Below are 21,150 nucleotides of genomic sequence, written 5' to 3' on the forward strand. Positions count from 1 at the left end.
AATTTTTAATTTTATTTCTTTTTTTACTTCGTATCAGCTACTTCTAAATCCACTCTCATTTACACATAAATTATTATGTCTACATGCGGAATTAATAGTGACACTTACCACACTCCATACCACCCATTTGTGCTACGGTAACTTTTTCAACACCATATTTCTTAGACAACTCATCATGAATTTTAGCATAATATGCGTTATCTTCAACTTTAACTTCAGTTTCTCTATGACAATTGATACACCATCCCATTGTTAATGGAGAAAATTGCTCTACTTCTTCCATTTCTTCTACCGGTCCATGACATTTTTGACAAGCTACACCTCCAACAGTTACGTGTTGTGAGTGATTAAAATATGCAAAATCTGGCAAATTATGAATACGTATCCATTCGATAGGTCTTTGTTCATAACCTGCTATGTAAGCATTCGATTCTTTATCCCATCCTACGGCATCATAAATTTTTTGAATTTCACCATCGTAAAACGCCTTATCATTCTCAACAGTTACAGGACCGTTATATTCTGATATACCTTTATGACAATTCATACAAACATTTACTGAAGGAATACCTGAAGTTTTACTATGCTTTGCTGAAGAGTGACAATATTGACAATCAATTTTATTATCTCCGGCATGTATTTTATGTGAAAAAGCAATTGGTTGCACTGGCTTATACCCTTGGTCGTTACCAATACTCATCATACCCCAGTACGCTAAATAACCTACTACTAAAAGTAAAGCAATCGTAGTAACCAATTTTAGGAATTCGTTTTTACTCATAAAGTAAACCCAAACTACCGCTACAGCCAAAACAAGCATCACCAAATAGGTTGCCCAAGGAATTGGCGTTGTTTCCGCCACTGAACTAACTTCTTCTCCACCTATCTTTTTAGCCTCTAAAATTGATGAATGTTTTGTATATAATAAAATGGCATCGATGTCTGCATCTGACAACTGCGGAAAAGCAGTCATTGGAGAGCCATTGTATTCATCAAAAATAGCAATAGCATCAGCATCACCGCTAGCTCTTAAAGCAGCATTATCTTTAATCCATGAATGTAACCATTCATCTGAACGTCTATCTTGTACCTTAGCCAATGCAGGCCCAATTAATTTTGAATCTAATTTATGACACGCCGCACAATTGGCATTAAATGTCTTTTTACCCTTAACTACTTCTAAAGAATCAATACCTAAAGAAGCTGCAGTTACAAATGCAGCATCGCCACCTTCAACCTTCTCAACAGGCTTATCATCTGTGTACGCTAAAACATCCTTAATATCTTGATCTGAAAATTGTGGATACGCCACCATTGGCATTTTATTATACTCTTCATAGATTGCAATTGCATCAGCATCTCCAGTAGCTCTTAAAGCTGCATTATCTTTTATCCAAGCTATTAACCAATCCTGTTCTCTTCTTTCAGTAACACCCTTTAAAGGCGGTCCTACTAACTTAGTATCCAATTTATGACAAGCAGCACAATTTGCATTGAATATTTTTTTACCATTATCAAGATTAGCCTCTTGAGCAAAGATCTGTGATGTAAAAAGTAAAACAAAAGTAAGACTAGAAACGAGTATTCTTAAGATTTTACGGTGTTGATTCACACTTTTCATATTATAAAATATATTATCAGGTGTCGTTTTGGTACGATTTTTTCTATTCTTAAAATGAAAACACATTCTTAGAAAGATTTGACAAAAATAACATTATTTGGATACAAGCAAAATCTAAAAATAATGTTAAATGCAATTTATAATGGTTCTAAATAACGAACGATATGTTAAACCTAAAAACAAAATTTTAAATTTGCCAAAACAAAAACTTATAATGAAATCATTTTTAAACAGATACAGCATAGCAATCTTTATAATTTCTCTTTTAAGTACTAACTTAATCGCAGCACAGCAAGAAGGGAACTTAAAAATAGAAAGTAGTGAAAATATAAAAAATATTGTGGCTAAAAAAAGAGCAAACAACAAAAACACTACAAAAGTTAAAGGCTTCAGAATTCAAATATTTTTTGGAAGCGAACAAGGGGCTTATAGGGCTCGTGAGGAATTTAACACGTTATTTCCTGATGACTTCTTAAAAATTGAAAATTTTCCGCCGGATTGGAAAGTGCGTGTTGGAAACTACAAAACACAACTAGCAGCGGATAGAGCTTTAATCGAAATTAAAGAAACTTTTGGTGGAGCAATTGTGTTAGCCGAGCTAATTGATGTACAGAGAGACTAAAGTTATTAAACGACATATAGTTCTATTTACTAGAAAAAAAATGATTAACGATTTTTGATTTTTATAATTTGTGAATCAAAATAACTTATTTTTGTTTAATGAATGAAAACCTAAATCCTTCCGATGAAAATTTTTCTAATGAAGAAATAGACGTTGAAAAACAATTACGACCGTTAAATTTTTACGATTTTACAGGACAGGAACAGGTTATTGAGAATCTGAAAATTTTTGTTGAAGCCGCCAATCTAAGAAATGAGGCTTTAGACCATACGTTGTTCCATGGACCTCCTGGATTAGGAAAAACTACATTAGCTCATATTTTATCGAACGAACTGAATGCAAACATAAAAGTTACTTCTGGCCCTGTTTTAGACAAACCAGGTGACTTAGCGGGTCTTTTGACCAATTTAGGAGAACGCGATGTCTTATTTATTGACGAAATACATCGTTTAAGTCCAATAGTAGAAGAATACCTCTACTCTGCCATGGAAGATTATAAGATTGATATTATGATCGAATCTGGGCCAAATGCACGAACTGTTCAAATCAACTTAGAACCATTTACATTAATAGGAGCAACAACAAGGTCTGGTTTATTAACCGCTCCAATGCGAGCTCGTTTCGGAATTAACAGCCGTTTAGAATATTATCAAACTGATTTACTGACTACAATTGTACAACGAAGTGCTACTATTTTAGATGTACCTATATCTATGGAAGCCGCAATTGAAATTGCAGGAAGAAGTCGTGGTACTCCTAGAATTGCAAATGCACTTTTACGTAGAGTTCGAGATTTTGCACAAATAAAAGGTGATGGTACTATAGATATAGGTATTGCAAAATTTGCTCTAAAAGCATTACATGTAGACGCTCATGGTTTAGATGAAATGGATAATAAAATTCTTATCACTATTATCGATAAATTTAAAGGAGGCCCTGTAGGAATTACAACACTAGCTACTGCAGTTAGTGAAAGTGCCGAAACTATTGAAGAAGTTTATGAACCCTTTTTAATTCAGCAAGGTTTTATTATGCGAACTCCTCGAGGTAGAGAAGTAACTGAGCATGCTTACAAACATTTAGGCAAAATTAAAGGAAGTGTTCAAGGTGGTCTTTTTTAACCATAATTAGTTTATACCCTTTTAAAAAAGGGTATAAACCCCTTTGTTATTTAAGGGTTAAACCCCTTGACAACTGACAATTAGCATTGTAGTTTTACAACAAAAACTATGAAAACTTCTGTTTTACTTATTATCTTAATTTTATGCAACACTTCTGCATTACTTTCAGAATCAATTTCACATGTAGTAAGGGATATAAATCCATGGCTATTTGTTGCCTTAGAAATATTACTTTTACTCGGCTATTATTTCAATAAAACAATAAAAGAAATTAGACAAACATTCGATTTTGACTGTAACGATTTAAACTTACTTGTCACAAAATCTAAAAAATAAATTGAAAATTTTGGCTTGATAAACTTCTTTATTTACTAGTTCAAAATATAATGTATGACCATTATAAAAACAAATTGTTCAGTATCATTTTTCTAGTTACTCAGTGTAACCTCAATTAAGCGGTCTTCTGCCAATGAAAATTTGCAAGACTCATAAGAAGGTGCCGAAAATTTTGGTTTTACATTATTTGAAAACCCATAAGGTTCTTTCGGAATTCCTAGAAAATTAAGATTAAATTCATCATCAGAATTTTCATCATGAAACATGGAAAAGGCATAGTCACCTTTTGGTAAATCGTTGATTTTTATAATTTCAGTAGTGTTTTTAACCGTTATATAATAATGCTTGATAGCGGCTTCTCGTTTTAAAAAATTTTCACCTTTATTAAAAACTCCAATTCTAATTCTACCCTCAAGTATTCCAATATTTTCTATTTGAATAGTCAACTGGGGATTTTCATAGGAAACATTGCTTGACAAAAGGATAAAACAAATTAGTAAGTAGTTCATTATTGTAATATTTAAATTATAAAAAGTCAATTTATTATGCAATATACTTAATAAAAGTTTGATATTTTTATTAATACCTGAACTATTCAATATCTATGGTATTAAAAACACCCCAAGGAACCCGTTTTCTTAAATTTTTAATAAGTATGCTCTAGTCAATGTCCATTGTGCTTGTTCAATAGTTATTTATTCCGTTATTTCTATAGTATTAGATATAAATTTTGCTATTTCAGAACCTACATTTATATTTTTAAATTGCAATTTTAAAAAATAAACTATCTTTAAGAACATAATAAAATATTATGTTAATAACTTTGATTGAAAGTAGAGTAAAACAACTTGAAACAGACTTGAGTGAAACCTTTTTTAACATCGAATTAATAAAAACTGATTTTCAAATTTGATATCAATTAAAAATAGTACTATAAAGTGGTCATCCCTCATCAAAACAGAAGCTAAACGTCTTGGTTTTCTTTCTTGTGGCATAAGCAAAGCTGAATTTTTAGAAGCTGAAGCACCTCGATTAGAAAAATGGTTAAACCAAAATATGCACGGTGAAATGCTGTATATGGAAAATCATTTTGACAAACGGCTTGACCCAACAAAACTGGTAGAAGGCTCAAAATCGGTAATTTCTTTACTCCTTAATTATTATCCCGAAAAGGAACAAGTTGATGATTCTTTTAACATCTCTAAATATGCCTATGGCACAGATTATCATTTTGTAATAAAGGACAAACTAAAAAGTTTACTAACCTTTATTCAAACTGAAATTGGAGAAGTAAACGGCAGAGCTTTTGTAGATTCTGCCCCTGTATTAGATAAAGCCTGGGCTGCAAAAAGTGGCTTAGGTTGGATTGGCAAACACAGCAACCTATTAACCCAGCAAGTGGGTTCCTTTTACTTTATTGCGGAACTTATTATTGATCTAGACTTAAATTATGATGCTCCAACAACTGATCATTGTGGAACCTGCACAGCATGTATTGACGCTTGTCCTACTCAAGCAATTACTGAACCATATGTTGTCGATGGCAGTAAATGCATTTCCTATTTTACGATTGAATTGAAAAATGAAATTCCCAGTTCTGTTAAAGGTCAATTTGACGATTGGATGTTCGGCTGTGACATATGTCAAGATGTTTGTCCATGGAATCGCTTTTCAAAATCACACCAAGAACCACTATTTAATCCGCATCCAGAGCTTCTAGAAATGACAAAAAAAGATTGGACTGAACTCACTGAAGATGTATTTAAAAGAGTATTTAAAAAATCGGCAGTTAAGCGAACAAAATTTACAGGTTTGCAACGCAATATTAGATTTTTAGACGAATAGTGCTAAATTTGTAAGCTTATATCAAACTGGCCTAATCCAGTTTATTAGTTTAATCAAATCTTTTTTTATGGATAGTCGCAAGAAAAAAAATGAAGCTTTAAAATACCATGCTTACCCAAAACCTGGAAAAATAGAAGTTGTACCAACAAAAAAATATGCTACACAACGTGATTTATCACTAGCATATTCTCCAGGCGTTGCTGAACCTTGTTTAGCTATAGAAAAAAATCCATCTGACGCCTATAAATATACATCAAAAGGAAATTTAGTTGCGGTTATTACTAATGGAACTGCAGTTTTAGGATTAGGAAATATTGGGCCCTTAGCCTCTAAACCCGTAATGGAAGGTAAAGGCTTACTTTTTAAAATTTTTGCAGATATTGATGTATTTGATATCGAAGTAGACGCTACAGATGTAGATAAATTTGTTGAAACCGTAAAAGCTATTGCTCCAACGTTTGGAGGAATTAACTTAGAGGACATAAAAGCTCCAGAAGCATTTGAAATAGAAAGAAGATTAAAAGAAGAACTGGACATTCCAGTAATGCATGATGATCAGCATGGAACCGCAATTATTTCTGCCGCAGCATTAAAAAACGCTATTGAAATTGCTAAAAAAGACATTACGAAAATACAGATTGTTGTTAGTGGAGCTGGTGCAGCTGCAGTTTCATGTACGAGACTCTATATTAAATTAGGTGCAAACCCTAAAAATATAGTAATGTTAGATAGTAAAGGAGTTATTCGTAAAGATAGAGGAACACTAACTACTGAAAAAGCAGAATTTGCTACAGAAAGAGACATACACACTTTAGAAGAAGCTATGAATGATGCCGATGTATTTATCGGCTTGTCTCAGCCAGGTATTGTAACTGCGGCTATGATTAAATCAATGGCAGAGACCCCAATTGTTTTTGCATTAGCAAATCCAATTCCTGAAATTGATTACAACTCAGCAGTAAAAGCTCGTAAGGATATTATTATGGCAACGGGTAGATCTGATAATCCGAACCAAGTAAATAATGTCTTAGGTTTCCCATTTATTTTTAGAGGAGCTTTAGACGTACGTGCCACTAAAATTAACGAAGAAATGAAATTGGCGGCAGTACATGCATTAGCTAATTTAGCCAAACACCCAGTACCTGAGCAAGTAAATATTGTTTATGATGAAGTTAGCTTAACTTTTGGTAAAGAATATATAATACCAAAACCTTTTGACCCAAGATTAATATATGAAATACCACCGGCAGTTGCTAAAGCTGCAATGGATAGTGGTGTTGCCACTGAACCTATTAAAGATTGGGATAAGTATAGAGACGAATTAATGGAACGCTTAGGAACAGGAAGCAAAGTTATTCGCTTATTACACAACAGAGCAAAAAGCAATCCTAAAAAAGTAGTATTTGCAGAAGCTGATCATTTAGATGTTTTAAAAGCGGCTCAAATTGTATACGATGAAGGTATTGGCACCCCTATTCTTTTAGGAAGAAAAGAAACCATTTTAGGTCTAAAACGAGAGATTGGTTTTTCAGGTGATGTTGAAATTATTGACCCTAAAACTGATGAAGAAGTAACGAGAAAAAATAGATTTGCCAAAAGTTATTGGAAAGCAAGGCAACGAAATGGTATAAAATTATTAGATGCTCAAAAATTAATGAGAGAACGAAATTATTTTGCCGCCATGATGGTAAATGAAGGTGAAGCAGATGCCGTAATTACCGGTTATTCTAGAAATTACTCTTCTGTTGTAAAACCGATATTAGAGTTAATTGGAATGAAAGATGGTGTAACCAGAGTAGCTGCAACTAATTTGATGTTGACCAAAAGGGGTCCAATATTTTTATCGGATACCACTATTAATCTAGACCCAACTGCTGAACAATTGGCAAAAATATCGCAGCTAACAGCATCACTAGCTAAAATATTTCATATTAAACCCAACATTGCCATGTTATCGTATTCAAATTTCGGATCGTCTGACAATAAAAATGCGACGAAAATAGCAAAGGCTATTGAATACATTCACAAAGAATATCCTAATGTGGTTATAGATGGTGAAATACAAGCTGATTTTGCCTTAAACCCAGAAATGCTTAAAAAAGAATTTCCATTTTCTAAATTAGTAGATAAAAAAGTAAACGTACTTATTTTTCCGAATTTAGACGCTGCAAACATCACCTACAAATTAATGAAAGAATTATATGATGCTGAATCCATTGGTCCAATAATGTTAGGCCTTAAAAAACCTGCTCATATTATTCAATTGGGAGCCAGTGTAGACGAAATGGTAAACATGGCAGCGGTTGCTGTTATTGACGCACAAGAATGTGAGAAAAGGAAATGCTAATTGACTGAAAAATAATAGCAAATTTTTAAAACACAAATAGTAAAAAGACTGATTTTATTTATTGAAATCAGTCTTTTTTTACATTAGGGTTATTAAGAATAAAATTTTTTAGGCATCGTTGCCTAAAATAATCTCAAAACCTAAAATTCTAAGATCATTAAACGTTAAACTCACAATCGTTTCAACAATTTTTTCGCCATTCAAAATTTAAAAACTACATTTACGGATTGAATTAAGAACTCTAACTACTCAATCTAAAATGATTACTCATCTTAATGGAAAATTAGTAGAAAAGAACCCCACTTATGTCATAATTGAATGTAATGGAGTTGGTTATTTTCTAAACATTTCTTTGAACACTTATTCCAAAATTCCCGATGCGGAAGCCTTAAAATTATATACTTACTTATATATTAAAGAAGATTCTCATACGCTGTTTGGTTTTGCTGATAAAGTTGAACGTGAAATATTTAAACTTCTTATTTCTGTTTCTGGTGTCGGACCAAGTATTGGTAGAACAATGCTATCTTCAATGACGCCTGAACAAATACAGCACGCCATTGCTTCTGAAGATGTTGCCACCATACAATCTGTAAAAGGAATAGGTGCCAAAACGGCACAACGAGTAATCATAGATTTACGCGACAAAATTGTTAAAACTTACGAAATCTCAGAAGATTCTGCATTCAACCACAATACTATTAGAGATGAAGCGTTATCTGCTTTAGAAGTACTCGGGTTTTCGCGAAAACAAGTGGAAAAAATAGTACAAAAAATAATTCAAGAAGCCCCTAACACCTCTCTTGAAAACATCATTAAGCAAGCGTTAAAAATCTTGTAAAACTTTGAAAATCAACTTAAAAAAGACATATAGTCTATTTTTATTATTACTGTTTTTTGCATCAACCCCCATTTTTGCTCAAACACCCCCTTCTGCCCCAAACCCAAAAGACACAACTAAAGTAAGCGTCTCAAAACCAGTTACTAAAAATGTCGAAACGGTAAATAGAGATACTTTACCTGATTTGCCTTACAATTTTAAGCGTGATCAGAAAGGCAGTCTTTTCCTTGATAACTTATCAGAATACGAAATTCTTTATGACGCCGAATCCAAACAATACATTTTTGTAAAAAAAGTTGGTGATTATTATGTAAAGCACCCATCATACATGACTGAAGATGAGTACAAAGAGTACCGTCTTAAGAAAGATATGATAGATTACTTTAAAGAAAAAGTAAGTGCAGTGAGTGGTCGAAATAAGGATAGTGACGCTCAAAAGAACTTAATGCCAAGGTATTATGTGAAATCAGATCTTTTTGAAAATATTTTTGGCGGAAACACAATCGAAGTAAACCCACAAGGTTCTGTCTTGGTTAAGATGGGTATTTTATTTCAAAAAGTTGAAAACCCTCAATTGTCTGAACGCAACCGTCAAAGCACTACGTTTGATTTTGATGCAGAAATTAATGCAAGTCTAAATGCAAAAGTAGGTAAGCGATTACGTGTAAACGCTGCTTTTGATACGCAATCAACATTTAACTTTCAAAATCAAATAAAATTAGAATATACACCTACTGAAGACGATATTATTCAAAAAATTGAAGTTGGTAATATTAGTATGCCTATTCAAAATTCATTAGTAAGTGGAGCACAAAATCTTTTTGGATTTAAGACTCAGTTACAATTTGGTAAAACAATGGTAACAGGCGTCTTCTCACAACAAAAATCACAAACCACCTCGGTTGCAGCCGAAGGTGGTGCTACCATTTCTGAGTTTGAAATGAGTGCTAGTAATTATGATGACAACCGACATTTCTTTCTATCGCAACGCTTTCGTGACGACTTCAATAGTGCTATGGCTAGGGTACCATTAATAAGTAGCTCAAAACAAGTTACACAAATTGAAGTTTGGGTTACCAACAAGAATAACACAACTGAAGATGTCCGTAGTATAGTTGCATTGGCCGATTTAGGTGAAAATGACCCTACAAATATTCACTCTAGTTTAGTAAGTTCTGCAGCGGGTAAAAAAGACCCTTCCAATGATGCCAACAGTATTATTAATTTTTTAACACCTAATGGAGGTATTAGAGATATTTCAACCGTAAGTTCTACTTTAGCTGGCTATCAACAAGGAACCGATTATACCATTTTAGAAAATGCTAGAAAGTTAGTTCTAGGTATAGATTTCACATTAGATCCGCAACTCGGATATATTACGTTAAACAGAAGATTGGCAGATAGTGAAATATTAGCTGTAGCTTTTGAATATTCAGACAGTAGTGTAGCAGGTGAAAATGTTTTCCGTGTTGGTGAACTCTCTACCGATGGTGTTACTGCTCCAGCCAATTTAGTGGTAAAATTATTGCGTAGTGAAATTGTGAATACCACAATACCGATGTGGGATTTAATGATGAAAAATGTATACGCATTACCAGGGGCATATCAATTAAACGCAGATGGGTTTAGACTTGAATTAATGTATCAAGATGATGAAGAAGGTGTTCCTTTAAATATCTTACAACATGCAACTACTCCAGGTGTAAATGATAAAACATTACTAAACTTAACACGACTTGATCGTTTAGATCAATCAAATGACCCAGTTCCTAATGGTGATGGTTTGTTTGATTTTATTGAAAGTCTTACTATAAATTCTCAAGATGGGTATGTTATTTTTCCAACTGTAGAACCTTTTGGAAACAGTAATACTTCTAATGCTAACAACCCTGGCGAATTAGGCGAAATACTAACTGACGCAGCCGACAACCAGTATGTGTTTACAGAATTGTATGACAGAACAAAATCACAAGCACAAAACGACTTTCAATACAAAGATAAATATGTTATTAAAGGTTATTTTAAAACAGAAAATGATAGAGGAATTCCTTTAGGGGCCTTTAACGTAACAAAAGGTTCTGTTACTGTTACTTCAGGAGGAAGAGAGTTGCTAGAAGGTGTTGATTATGTGGTAGACTACATTTCAGGTTCTGTTCAAATTATCAACCCGAATTTGACCGCATCTAATGCTCCAATTAACGTATCAGTAGAAAACAATAACGGATTTAATCAACAACAACGTAGTTATTTAGGAGTTGACATTCAACATGTTTTTTCAGATAATTTTGCGATAGGTGGTACGCTTATTAATATGAGTGAAAAACCTTATGGTAAAATGCAATTTGGTCAAGAATCTGTAAACAATACACTTGCTGGATTTAATTTAAGCTATCAAACCGAAGTTCCTCAATTTACAAAGTGGGTTAACAAACTACCAAATATTGATACTGATGTAACTTCTAATTTTTCTATTCGTGCAGATGCTGCTTATTTAATGCCAGGTACCGCAAAAAATAAAAATGGTGGTATTGAAGGCGAAAATGCATCCTATATAGATGACTTTGAAGCTTCACAAATTCCATTAGATATTAGTTCTTACAGACAGTGGTTTTTAGCCAGTGTACCTCAAAATCAGAATTCACCTGATTTGCAATTTTATAATGATGCTGATACAGATCAATTAAAATATGGTAAAAAAAGATCACAACTATCATGGTACACCATTGATAGATTGTTTTATGGTAACTCATTAAAACCTAATAACATTGACGAATCTGAGCTATCAAGAGCAGAAGTTCGGCAAGTAGGTTACAACGAATTATTCCCTGAATTAGACTTAGACATTACACAATCAAATATTGTTAATACATTAGATTTAGCTTATTTCCCTGAAGAGCGTGGCTCTTATAATTTCGATACTCAAAATGTACTCAACGGAAAATTTACAGATCCTGAAAATCGTTGGGCTGGGATTATGCGATCATTAAATACTACAGATTTTCAACAAGCCAATGTAGAATATATTCAATTTTGGTTAATGGATCCTTATGAAAATTATTCAATAAAACCTGAAGAAGGTGGACCTACAAATGTAAACTCAGGTGACTTTGGTGGGGAGTTGTATTTCAACTTAGGTAATATTTCTGAAGATATTTTAACAGATAACCGAAGAATGTATGAAAACGGTTTACCTGAAGATGGCGTTAAAATTGCTAAGCCTAATATTGGAGCAAATGTTGACGAAACAGCTTGGTCAGATATTCCCGTTAAACAATCATTAATTTATGCTTTTACAGAAAAAGATAACGAAAGACCCAATCAAGATTTAGGATTAGATGGATTAAAGGACGATGAAGAAGCTACTCGTTTTGGAACACAATTTGGCCCTGACCCCGCTAACGATAATTACAACTTTTTTAGAGGTAGTGATTTAGATGCTTCAGATGCATCCATAATAACGCGTTATAGAAATTTCAATAAAACACAAGGCAATTCACCTACTATAAATAACTCAACAGAATCATACCCAACGGCCGCAAGTTCTTTTCCTGATATTGAAGACATTAATAAAGATCAGACCATGAGTACGGTTGAAGGTTATTTTCAATACAAGGTAAATATAGATCCATCTAACTTTATTGTTGGTCAAAATAACATTGTAGATGAAAAAATTGTAGCAGTTACATTAGCTGATGGCACACAACAGCAAACAAAGTGGTACCAATTTAGAATCCCAATATCGACACCTGACGAGACAGTAGGTAATATTTCAGATTTTAATTCCATCCGCTTTATGAGGATGTTCTTAACAAAATTTAAAGTGCCTGTTGTATTGCGTTTTGGAGAATTAGAATTGGTTCGTGGTGATTGGAGAAGATATACTAAAACCTTAGATGATGCTATTGACCCACCTCAAGAATTAACTGAGGCGGAAAATAGAAACTTTGAGGTAGGCGTAGTTAATGTTCAAGAAAACGAAGGAAAAACACCTATTCCTTATGTTTTACCTCCGGGCTTACAACGTGAGCGTTTACAAGGTACAACCACTTTGCAAGAACAAAACGAACAGTCGTTATTAATTAGAATAAAGGACTTACTACCTGGAGAAACAAGGGCTGTTTATAAAAATACTCAGTTTGACATGCGAATGTTTAATACGTTAAAAATGTTTGTGCATGCAGAAGCTATTGCTGGACAGTTAGGCCTTAACGATGATGACATCGTAGCTATAATTAGAATGGGTAGTGACACCGATGATAACTTTTATCAATATGAACTACCTTTAAAAATAACACCTTTTGGTGCTAGTTTTGATGAAGAAATTTGGCCAGAAGAAAATGATATAATCGCTGACTTAAAAGCGTTTGGACAATTAAAAATTGAGCGGGTATCAACATCTACTTCAGTAACAGATGTGTACCCTAGTGAAACTGCGGAACCTGATGCTAGGTTACGTATGAAAGGAAATCCAAATTTAGGAAATATTAAAACCATAATGATAGGTCTAAAAAACAGATCAAACATGTCTAAAAGTGCAGAATTGTGGTTTAATGAATTACGAGTTACTGATTATGATAATGAAGGCGGTTGGGCAGCTGTTGTAAATGCTGATGCCAATTTTGCAGATTTTGCAGACTTTTCGGTTTCAGGTAGAGCTAACTCTCAAGGTTTTGGTTCACTCGAGCAAACAGTAAATGAACGAAGTCAAGAAGATGCAAAACAATACGACGTTATCAGTAATATAAACGTAGGCCAATTATTACCTAAATCTGCAGGAATTAAAATTCCATTAAATGTGAGCTATGGAGAAGAATTTGCAGATCCAAAATGGAATCAGAAATATCAAGACGTTCGTTTCAGTAAAAATGATGCGGAAGCTGAAAGCTCAAGAGATTATACCAAACGTAGAAGTTTAAATCTTATTAATGTTAGAAAAGAACGCACAAATCCTGAAAAGAAAACACGTTTTTATGATGTTGAGAATTTATCCGTTTCATATGCATATAATGACACCTACCACAAAGATTATGTAGTAGAAAAATTCTTAGATCAAAATGTAAGAGCTGCAGCTAATTATAATTATGCATTTAAGCCAATAGAATTTGAACCTTTTAAAAATTCACAATATTTAGAAAAAAATAGCCTCTTCAAATTTGTAAAAGATTTTAATCTAAATCCATTGCCAACTTCAATATCTGTAAATTCAAACATCATAAGAAGCTATAACCAACAAGCTTCAAGGGCTCTAGTATCTGGATTTGAACCTATAGAGTTTACACAAAGAAGATTTCTATTTGATTGGGACTATAATATTGCTTATGACCTTACCAAATCTTTACAATTTAGCTTTAGAGCGGCCACTAGTTATATTAATGATTTAAAAGATGATGACACACAAGAGGTACTTACAGACCGCTTATTTGATAATTTCTTTAGTATAGGAAGACCAAATCAATACCATCAAACCTTAGACGCTACTTATAAAATACCATTAAGTAAAATTTCTTGGTTCGACTTTTTAAACGGAACCTATAGTTATACCGCTGATTTTGATTGGCAAGCGTCTGCTCAAGAATATGTAGATGAAATAGGGAATACGGTTCAAAATGCCAATACACATACTTTTTCTGCAGATTTAGACATGACCAAGTTATATAAAAGAACAGGTCTATTAGATTTGGCTAAGAAAAAGACGAAGAGACCTAAAAGAGTTAAAAACGCTAAAAAACGAGATTCTACGACAAAGAAAATAGCTGCTCCAAGAACAAGAAGAAAGGTTATCAACACTAAAAATACAACTGGAGGGCAAAAAGCTCTACAAGGACTTGTAGATGTGGTTACTTCTGTTAAGAAAATTAGAATTGCATATTCAGAACAAAATGGTACTGTTTTACCTGGCTATACACCTGAAATAGGATTTCTTGGAAGAGACAGATATAATGGTAGCCTCGCTCCTACTTTTGGTTTTGTATTTGGTAGCCAAAGTGACATAAAAGACTTAGCTGCCGCTAATGCCTGGTTAGTATCAAGAGACACTTCAACTGCTGGCGGACGTGTAGCAGATCCCTATTACAGTAAAACATTTACCAATACACATTTAAGCAAACTAGATATTAATGCTGATGTTAGACCTTTTAAAGATTTTAACATAGAACTATCAGCAAATAAAATATTTACAAGTAACAAATCGCAACAAATAGATGTTATAAATGGAGAGCTAACAGATCAACCTTTTAATGAAGTTGGTAATTTTAGTATCAGTCATTTTATGTTAGGTAAAGCTTTTGATGGCGATGGCGATGCTACTTTCGATGAATTTAAAGCTAATAGGGCTATTATTCAACAACGATTGGCACAGCAATCTGGAGCAAATGTTTCAGGCTTTGGAGAAAACAGCCAACAAGTTCTAATTCCAGCATTCTTAGCAACGTATTCCGGTCGAGATGCTAGTAAAGTCAAACTAAGTGCATTTAGAGATATTCCTATTCCGAATTGGCGTTTAAGTTATAAGGGGTTCATGAAATTCAAATGGTTTAAAAAACACTTTAGAAGTTTTATTGTTGAGCATGAATACAATTCAAGCTATCAAGTTATAGGGTTTAATAATAATCTATTACGTACTGAGACCAACAAGTATTCAGAATTAGATGATAATGGAAACTATAGACCTGAAAAAATATTTTCTGGAATAAACTTAGTTGAAGAGTTCAATCCATTAATAAAAGTGGATATGCGTATGAAAAACTCTTTCTCTGTTAGGGCAGAACTTAAACAGGACAAAACATTGAACTTAAATGTTAGCAACAATACCATCACAGAGATAAGAGGTAAAGAATATGTCTTAGGTTTGGGTTACCGTTTAAAAGATGTGAAGTTAAAAATGAGAACAGGTAATTCAATCACTAGTTTTAAAGGTGATATTACTTTGTCAGGAGATGTTAGCATCCGTAATAATTCTACTACCATTCGTTCTATCGATGTTTTAAACAACCAAGTAACGGGAGGACAACGCTTACTTTCATTTAAATTTAAAGCTGATTATGCGTTAAACAAGAATTTATTAGCCTCATTTTATTATGACCAGAATAGTTCTCGTTTTTTAATATCAACTACTTTTCCAAGAAAATCTGTTAGTGCCGGTATTCAAATTCGTTACACTATTGGGAACTAATCACAAGACTAAACTTAATCAACACACATAAAAAATCAAAGAAAACTCAATAATTAATAAGCTCTTACCATTTTAAGTCATCTTCTTCTTATTGTTATTCTAAGTAAATAATTATCGCATTTTTTAACGCTAAAGATGTTTAATATTTAGTGCCAAAAACATTATAAAATTTGAAGGAGTAATTTTACTAAACAAATGATTTTAGGATACCCTATTTATTTACTAACTTTGTTTTCTAATTAATATACATTATATGAATATTCCTGCAGAATTAAAATACACTAAAGACCACGAGTGGGTTAAAATTGATGGTGACATTGCCACCGTTGGTATCACCGATTTCGCACAAAGCGAGTTAGGCGACATTGTTTATGTTGATGTTGACACACTAGACGAAACTGTTGATAAGGACGAAGTTTTTGGTTCTGTTGAGGCTGTAAAAACGGTATCAGATTTGTTTATGCCTTTATCTGGTGAAGTAATTGAATTTAATGAAGACTTAGAAGACAGCCCTGAAAGTGTAAATTCAGATCCTTATGGAGATGGGTGGATGATTAAACTTAAAATTAGCGATTCTTCGCAGATTGATAATTTATTAGATGCTGAAGCGTATAAAGCAGTTATTGGAGCGTAACGCTTTAGCCGTTGCCATTTTTATAACCCTTCTAGTTACCCTTTTAAGTCTAATATCTTTAAATGGGATAGCTAAGATAAATGTAAGTAATTCTGATAAATATGGTCACTTTATAGCCTATTTCACTTTAGGAGCAAGCTGGTTATATGTTTACAGGTCACGTTTTAACAGATGGCTTTATATTGTTGCATCGCTTATTGTTTTCGGCATGGTTCTTGAAGTACTTCAGGGAACTTTAACCACATATCGCACTGCTGACTGGCATGACGAAGTTGCAAATGCTTCAGGTGTGATTTTGGCATATCTAGTGTCTTATTTGTGGTTTATAAAACGAGAGAATTAAAAATAATTCTTGTATAAGTAAATTTATTTATTAAATTAGCAAAGAAATTAACACTATTTATCAATGGAAACTAAAAAAAGCCCAAAAGCAAATTTAGAAAATTACAGCAAACTGTTTGTACAGTTAGGTCTGGTATTAGCATTACTTATTGTTTATGTAGGTATAGAATATAAAACGTTTGAAAGAGATATCGACGATTTAGGCGTTCTTAACATGGGTGAAGAAATAGAAGAAGACATTCCAATCACAGAACGTATTGAACAAATAAAACCACCTCCACCACCTCCACCAGCTCCTGAAGTTATTGAAGTTGTAGAAGATGAAAAAGAAGTGGAAGAAACCATGTTAGAATCAACAGAAACTGACGAAAATGAAGTTGTTGAAGTTGAAGAAATTGTTGAAGTTGTTGAGGCTGAAGAAGTAGCTGAAGATGTTCCTTTTGCTATTATTGAAGATGCACCAATATTTCCTGGATGTAAAGGAAGTAAGGCAGAATTAAAAAAATGTCTTCAAAAATCTATTGAAAAACATGTGGGTAGAAAATTTAACACAAGCTTAGCTGGAGATTTAGGTTTAGATCCTGGTAAAAAGAAAGTATATGTCGTTTTTAAAATAGATAAAAATGGTAATATTGTTGATGTTAGAGCAAGAGGTCCTCACGCTAGATTAGAAAAAGAAGGAATTAGCGTAGTTAATTCATTACCTAAAATGATTCCTGGAAAACAACGTGGTAGACCAGTAGGCGTAAAATACACACTCCCAATTACTTTATTAGTTGAGTAAGAAATCCAAAAAAAGATTTATTAAAAAGGACTATCTTTATAAAAGATGGTCCTTTTTTTAATTATTAAAAGCTCATCCTAGTTGAATTTTAAACTCATTTTAGCATTTTTAGACTATTATTTTTGTGTAATTCGCAAAAACACACCCTTAATTGTTAAAAAAATAAAAATAACATATTCAACATAATATTTACATTTCAAACTTTTTCTCAAAGAATTCCCTAAAACATTGATATATCTTTTTTCTTTTGGATTTTCTTATAAATATTTAACCAAACTGAATTTTAGTATCCTATATGATATTTATCATTCTTTTTTCACTCCAGAATTAAGACCTTAGTACTCTTATAAAGAAGTAGATAATCATATCCACTTAAAAATTAGTATTAAACTTAAATATTTATATTATGGAAGTTAAAAAGAATCCCAAAGCTAAATTAGAAAATTACAGTGGGTTATTTTTGCAATTAGGTTTAGCACTTTCTTTACTCATTGTATATGTTTCCATACAACATAGAGTATATGAAAGATCGGTATCAGACCTCGCAGGTCTTATAATGGAAGAACAAATTGTAGAAGATATACCTATTACAGAAAGAATTGAACAAATAAAACCACCTCCACCTCCACCTCCTGCCCCAGAAGTTATTGAAGTTGTAACAGATGAAGCAGAAGTTGAAGAAACAATGCTTGAGTCAACTGAAATTGACCAAGACGACAAGGTTGAAGTTACTTTGGATCAAGTTGAAGAAGTTGTTGAAGAGGAAGTAATTTTAGATGATGTTCCATTTGCAATTATTGAAGACGCCCCAATTTTCCCTGGATGTAAAGGCAATAAAGCAGCATTAAAAAAATGCTTACAGGAAAAAATCATGAAACATGTTGGTAAAAATTTCGACGTCAATCTTACAAATGAATTAGGATTAGAAGCAGGTAAAAAAAGAGTAATTGTACTTTTTAGTATAGACCGTACTGGAAATATAAGTAAAGTACAAGCAAGAGGTCCTCATGCAAGATTAGAGAAAGAAGCCATTAGAGTTGTAAATTCTCTACCTAAAATGATCCCCGCAAAACAACGTGGTATTCCTGTTGGGGTAAAATATACATTACCTATTACTTTAGAAGTAAGAATATAAATCATTCGTTAGTTACATAATTTCAATCTTGGTATGTTTATTGATGTTAACATAGTTTTAACACTTTAAACATACCATTATGAATTTTTCAAAACAAACCAACAAAAATCAACCACCAACCGAGAAATTCTACCGCAGTTCAGCTCTTTTTATGCAGCTAGGCTTGGTATTAGCTTTATTAATTGTTTACCTCTCTTTAGAGTACACATCAACCAAAACTGTATTTATTTTAGATGATGTAGTTCATGAAGAAGGAACAACATATGTATTTAATGCACCACAAGCAATAATTATCGAGAGAAAATCAGCACCTCAAGAACCTCCGATTATGAAAAAGGTGAAATTAGTAGAACCAAAAATAGTTCCTAATGAAACTCCTACTGAAACCTTTATTGATTTACCTCCTGATGAAACTACCACTACAGAAAAAATAAATGGTATAATAGAAGTCGTTATCAAAGAAAGTGACATAGCACCAATACCATTTACAGTTTTAGAAGAAGCACCCATATTTCCTGGTTGTGAAGACTTGAAAAACGAAGCTGCAAAAACATGTTTTACCAAGCAAATGACCAAATTTGTAAATAGAAATTTTGATGCAAGTATTGCAGAGGGATTGAGCTTATCTGGTAAACAAAAAATTTATGCTCAATTTACTATTGGTAAAAATGGATTAGTAACTGATATTCAAATTAGAGCACCTCATAAAAGCTTAGAGAAAGAAGCGTTACGCGTAATAGAAAAGTTACCCGAAATGATCCCTGGAAAACAACGTAAAAAAGCAGTTCCTGTAAAATATACGTTACCTATTATTTTCCAAATTGAATAATTATTCTTTTAAAACATACAATAACAAATCCCGCAACCTTGTGGGATTTATTATTGTATTAAAATCGCTATTTTTGCATATTAAATAAATGACAAATGAACATTAATGAACACTTAGACTCTACCTATCTTAAAACTGCCGTACAAGCAGGTATTTCAGAAGATGAAACACGTAAAAACGTAATTAAACTAATTGAGGAAGCTATTACTGAAAACTTCAAATTAGTCATGATAAGACCAACGTTTGTTTCCCTTGCAAAAGAATTGATTACTAAAGCTAACAGTGATGTTCAAGTGGGTACGGTAATAGGGTTTCATGAAGGTACTTTTACTATTGAAGAAAAATTGACTGAAGCCAAAGAAGCAATTAAAAATGATGTTGATGAATTAGATTTTGTAATTAATTATCCAGCATTTTTAAATGGTAATATCAATCTGATAAAAAGTGAGGTTTTTAAATGCTCAAAAATTGGATTAGAAAATGGTAAAATTGTAAAGTGGATTATTGAAATAGCGGCCTTATCGGACAATGAAATTGTTGCCATTACTCAAATTATTAGAGATGTGATTTTAAGTAATTTCGGTGAAGAAAAGGCTTCAAGTGTTTATGTAAAATCGTCAACTGGCTTTTTTAAAACAAGTGATAATAAAACTTCTGGAGCTACATTTGAAGGTATGAAATTGATTGTAGAAAATGCCAAACCCTTACAAAGTAAAGCTGCGGGTGGAGTTAAGAACTATGAAGATGCTGTTAAAATGATTAATTTAGGTGTGAACAGAATAGGCACTTCCGCTGCGAAAAGTATTGCAGATGGAGGCTCAACTAACGATAATTATTAATTTATGGAAAAATCAGATTTTTTTGCTCATAAGACTGCCGTAATAGACGACAATTGTAAAATTGGTAAGGGGACAAAAATTTGGCACTTTAGTCATATCATGTCTAATTGTGTTATAGGAGAAAACTGTAGTTTTGGACAAAATGTAGTGGTATCACCAGATGTCATTTTAGGTAGTAATGTAAAAGTTCAAAATAACGTTTCAATTTACACCGGTGTTATTTGTGAAGATGATGTTTTTTTAGGTCCGTCAATGGTATTTACAAACGTTATTAACCCTAGAAGTGCAATTGCCAGAAAAGATGAATACAAAAAAACTTTAGTAAAAAAAGGAGCTAGTATTGGAGCAAATGCCACTATTGTTTGTGGAAATTCTATAGGTGAGTTCTCACTTATTGGAGCTGGTAGTGTTGTAACTAAAGAAATTCCCGCATATGCTTTAGTGGTAGGCAATCCTTCTAAACAAATTGGTTGGGTGAGCGAATATGGTCATCGATTGAATTTTGATGCAAAAGGTTTTGCTATCTGCCCTGAGAGTAAAGAGAAATATCAGTTAAATAATAATAAGGTAGCCAAAATATATTAATACCTTTGCCAAAATTTAACAAAACTAGTATCGAATGAGAGTCCGGAAAGGACACTTAGTTAAAATTACAAATTCCAACCCAGAGCATTAATAAAAAA

The 21,150-nt window shown here is 32.8% G+C and carries 16 protein-coding genes and 1 pseudogene; 14 read left to right on the forward strand and 3 right to left on the reverse strand.

What is annotated here, in order from left to right:
* Positions 1–91: 91 nt before the first annotated feature.
* Both D3P13_RS09655 and D3P13_RS22500 read right to left on the reverse strand, forming a co-directional pair.
* Positions 92–1,282: a c-type cytochrome gene (locus D3P13_RS09655; protein ID WP_232829171.1), complete on the reverse strand. Its 1,191-nt coding sequence runs from the start codon at positions 1,280–1,282 to the stop codon at positions 92–94.
* Positions 1,274–1,687: pseudogene (locus D3P13_RS22500) on the reverse strand (c-type cytochrome); the annotation flags it as partial. The gene D3P13_RS09655 and the pseudogene D3P13_RS22500, both read right to left, overlap by 9 nt.
* A gap of 148 nt (positions 1,688–1,835) precedes the next feature.
* Here D3P13_RS22500 and D3P13_RS09660 point away from each other — a divergent pair.
* From D3P13_RS09660 to D3P13_RS09670, 3 genes are all read left to right on the forward strand, one after another.
* Positions 1,836–2,243 carry an SPOR domain-containing protein gene (locus D3P13_RS09660; RefSeq protein ID WP_157972878.1) on the forward strand — a complete coding sequence of 136 codons (408 nt, stop codon included), beginning with the start codon at positions 1,836–1,838 and terminating at the stop codon, positions 2,241–2,243.
* Between the two features lie 98 nt (positions 2,244–2,341).
* Complete coding sequence (gene ruvB, locus D3P13_RS09665; protein WP_117881783.1) at positions 2,342–3,364, forward strand: Holliday junction branch migration DNA helicase RuvB; 1,023 nt, start codon at positions 2,342–2,344, stop codon at positions 3,362–3,364.
* 108 nt (positions 3,365–3,472) lie between these two features.
* Positions 3,473–3,700 carry a hypothetical protein gene (locus D3P13_RS09670; RefSeq protein ID WP_117881785.1) on the forward strand — a complete coding sequence of 76 codons (228 nt, stop codon included), beginning with the start codon at positions 3,473–3,475 and terminating at the stop codon, positions 3,698–3,700.
* A 92-nt stretch (positions 3,701–3,792) separates the two neighbouring features.
* On the opposite strand, the gene D3P13_RS09675 is transcribed toward D3P13_RS09670, so the two are convergent.
* Positions 3,793–4,209 (reverse strand): DUF2141 domain-containing protein, encoded by a 417-nt coding sequence (locus D3P13_RS09675; RefSeq protein WP_117881787.1) that lies wholly within the window; start codon positions 4,207–4,209, stop codon positions 3,793–3,795.
* Between the two features lie 400 nt (positions 4,210–4,609).
* Here D3P13_RS09675 and queG point away from each other — a divergent pair, with 400 nt between their 5' ends.
* The 11 genes from queG (at position 4,610) to D3P13_RS09730 (ending at position 21,052) form a co-directional block, all read left to right on the forward strand.
* Positions 4,610–5,545 carry a tRNA epoxyqueuosine(34) reductase QueG gene (gene queG / locus D3P13_RS09680; protein WP_394336457.1) on the forward strand — a complete coding sequence of 312 codons (936 nt, stop codon included), beginning with the start codon at positions 4,610–4,612 and terminating at the stop codon, positions 5,543–5,545.
* Positions 5,546–5,612: 67 nt separating this feature from the next.
* Positions 5,613–7,892, forward strand: coding sequence for an NADP-dependent malic enzyme (locus D3P13_RS09685; protein ID WP_117881789.1), 2,280 nt, complete (start codon positions 5,613–5,615; stop codon positions 7,890–7,892).
* A 259-nt stretch (positions 7,893–8,151) separates the two neighbouring features.
* Positions 8,152–8,733 (forward strand): Holliday junction branch migration protein RuvA, encoded by a 582-nt coding sequence (ruvA, locus tag D3P13_RS09690; RefSeq protein ID WP_117881791.1) that lies wholly within the window; start codon positions 8,152–8,154, stop codon positions 8,731–8,733.
* A gap of 4 nt (positions 8,734–8,737) precedes the next feature.
* Complete coding sequence (gene sov / locus D3P13_RS09695; RefSeq protein ID WP_232829167.1) at positions 8,738–15,904, forward strand: T9SS outer membrane translocon Sov/SprA; 7,167 nt, start codon at positions 8,738–8,740, stop codon at positions 15,902–15,904.
* A gap of 253 nt (positions 15,905–16,157) precedes the next feature.
* Positions 16,158–16,538, forward strand: a complete 381-nt coding sequence (gene gcvH / locus D3P13_RS09700) for a glycine cleavage system protein GcvH (RefSeq protein ID WP_117881793.1) — start codon at positions 16,158–16,160, stop codon at positions 16,536–16,538.
* On the forward strand, positions 16,504–16,881 hold the full coding sequence (locus tag D3P13_RS09705; protein WP_117881794.1) for a VanZ family protein: 378 nt from the start codon (positions 16,504–16,506) through the stop codon (positions 16,879–16,881). The genes gcvH and D3P13_RS09705 overlap by 35 nt, the downstream gene beginning before the upstream one ends.
* A gap of 63 nt (positions 16,882–16,944) precedes the next feature.
* Positions 16,945–17,664 (forward strand): energy transducer TonB, encoded by a 720-nt coding sequence (locus D3P13_RS09710; RefSeq protein ID WP_117881796.1) that lies wholly within the window; start codon positions 16,945–16,947, stop codon positions 17,662–17,664.
* Positions 17,665–18,070: 406 nt separating this feature from the next.
* Entirely contained in the window at positions 18,071–18,799 is a 729-nt protein-coding gene (locus D3P13_RS09715; RefSeq protein WP_117881798.1) for an energy transducer TonB, read from the forward strand.
* 79 nt (positions 18,800–18,878) lie between these two features.
* Positions 18,879–19,628: an energy transducer TonB gene (locus D3P13_RS09720; RefSeq protein WP_117881800.1), complete on the forward strand. Its 750-nt coding sequence runs from the start codon at positions 18,879–18,881 to the stop codon at positions 19,626–19,628.
* Positions 19,629–19,723: 95 nt separating this feature from the next.
* Complete coding sequence (gene deoC, locus D3P13_RS09725) at positions 19,724–20,467, forward strand: deoxyribose-phosphate aldolase (RefSeq protein ID WP_117881802.1); 744 nt, start codon at positions 19,724–19,726, stop codon at positions 20,465–20,467.
* A gap of 3 nt (positions 20,468–20,470) precedes the next feature.
* Positions 20,471–21,052, forward strand: coding sequence for an acyltransferase (locus D3P13_RS09730; protein WP_117881804.1), 582 nt, complete (start codon positions 20,471–20,473; stop codon positions 21,050–21,052).
* Positions 21,053–21,150 lie beyond the last annotated feature (98 nt).

Source organism: Aureibaculum luteum, from assembly GCF_003449015.1.
GTDB classification, from domain to species: domain Bacteria; phylum Bacteroidota; class Bacteroidia; order Flavobacteriales; family Flavobacteriaceae; genus Aureibaculum; species Aureibaculum luteum.

Excerpts from the sequence above, each read along its gene's own strand:
- D3P13_RS09660 (WP_157972878.1), top strand. The coding sequence starts at position 1,836 with ATGAAATCATTTTTAAACAGATACAGCATAGCAATCTTTATAATTTCT.
- ruvB (WP_117881783.1), top strand. The coding sequence starts at position 2,342 with ATGAATGAAAACCTAAATCCTTCCGATGAAAATTTTTCTAATGAAGAA.
- D3P13_RS09670 (WP_117881785.1), top strand. The coding sequence starts at position 3,473 with ATGAAAACTTCTGTTTTACTTATTATCTTAATTTTATGCAACACTTCT.
- D3P13_RS09675 (WP_117881787.1), bottom strand. The coding sequence starts at position 4,209 with ATGAACTACTTACTAATTTGTTTTATCCTTTTGTCAAGCAATGTTTCC.
- D3P13_RS09685 (WP_117881789.1), top strand. The coding sequence starts at position 5,613 with ATGGATAGTCGCAAGAAAAAAAATGAAGCTTTAAAATACCATGCTTAC.
- ruvA (WP_117881791.1), top strand. The coding sequence starts at position 8,152 with ATGATTACTCATCTTAATGGAAAATTAGTAGAAAAGAACCCCACTTAT.
- gcvH (WP_117881793.1), top strand. The coding sequence starts at position 16,158 with ATGAATATTCCTGCAGAATTAAAATACACTAAAGACCACGAGTGGGTT.
- D3P13_RS09705 (WP_117881794.1), top strand. The coding sequence starts at position 16,504 with ATGCTGAAGCGTATAAAGCAGTTATTGGAGCGTAACGCTTTAGCCGTT.
- D3P13_RS09710 (WP_117881796.1), top strand. The coding sequence starts at position 16,945 with ATGGAAACTAAAAAAAGCCCAAAAGCAAATTTAGAAAATTACAGCAAA.
- D3P13_RS09715 (WP_117881798.1), top strand. The coding sequence starts at position 18,071 with ATGGAAGTTAAAAAGAATCCCAAAGCTAAATTAGAAAATTACAGTGGG.
- D3P13_RS09720 (WP_117881800.1), top strand. The coding sequence starts at position 18,879 with ATGAATTTTTCAAAACAAACCAACAAAAATCAACCACCAACCGAGAAA.
- deoC (WP_117881802.1), top strand. The coding sequence starts at position 19,724 with ATGAACATTAATGAACACTTAGACTCTACCTATCTTAAAACTGCCGTA.
- D3P13_RS09730 (WP_117881804.1), top strand. The coding sequence starts at position 20,471 with ATGGAAAAATCAGATTTTTTTGCTCATAAGACTGCCGTAATAGACGAC.